The sequence below is a fragment of the Pseudomonas sp. BJa3 genome (genome assembly GCF_026343815.1).
Lineage (GTDB): Bacteria > Pseudomonadota > Gammaproteobacteria > Pseudomonadales > Pseudomonadaceae > Aquipseudomonas > Aquipseudomonas soli.
The window spans coordinates 1-246 of record NZ_JAOXMC010000429.1 but is presented as its reverse complement, the minus strand read 5'-3'; the positions used below and the strand labels follow the sequence as shown (position 1 = coordinate 246).

At 61.0% G+C, this 246-nt stretch carries 1 protein-coding gene; it reads right to left on the bottom strand.

Translation table 11 applies throughout. The features are described 5' to 3' along the window. Positions 1–246, bottom strand: a 246-nt coding sequence (locus tag OH705_RS28290) for an ATP-binding cassette domain-containing protein (RefSeq protein ID WP_267303581.1), incomplete at both ends; no start/stop codon positions are given.

Below are 246 nucleotides of genomic sequence, written 5' to 3'. Positions count from 1 at the left end.
GGAAGACGTTGTGGTTGCCTTCCAGCTTGTCGCGGCTCTGGTCGACGTACGCCAGCTTCACCGTGGGGCCGATGGTGATCGTGCCGGAATCCGGTTTTTCCTGGCCCGTGATCATCTTGAACAGCGTCGACTTGCCGGCGCCGTTCGGACCGATGATGCCGACAATGGCGCCGGCCGGCACCAGGAAACTCAGGTTGTCGATCAGCAGGCGGTCGCCGAATTTCTTCGCGACGTTCTTGAACTCGA